The 284-nt window shown below is 85.2% G+C and carries 1 pseudogene; it reads right to left on the bottom strand.

What is annotated here, in order from left to right:
• Positions 1–284, bottom strand: a pseudogene (locus E2C05_RS35575) (hypothetical protein); the annotation flags it as partial.

The raw sequence follows: 284 nt of genomic DNA, 5'->3' as shown, positions 1-284 counted from the left end.
CCGCCGGCGCCGGCGGGTCCGGCCGCCACGCCCGGGTGCCCCAGTCCAGGCCGGGGGCCGCCGGGGCATCGGCGGCGGGTCCGGCCAGGGCCGGCCAGGCCTCCGGAGCCCGTGCCAGGGCCGGCGCCACGATTGCGACGGCGCGGGCCCGCGGATCGGGCACGGCCGGGCCGGCCGCCATGGCCGGCGCCGCATCCCGCGGCAGGAATTCCCGCAGCGCCGCGTCCGGCACCGCCTGCCGCGCGCTGGCGGGCGCATGCGCCAGCGCCACGGCGCGCGCCAGC

Origin of the sequence: Paracraurococcus ruber, assembly GCF_004353985.1 — a bacterium.
In the GTDB taxonomy this organism is placed as follows: domain Bacteria; phylum Pseudomonadota; class Alphaproteobacteria; order Acetobacterales; family Acetobacteraceae; genus Paracraurococcus; species Paracraurococcus ruber.
Note: the sequence above shows the minus strand (reverse complement) of the source record. Positions and strands in the feature narration are given on the sequence as shown.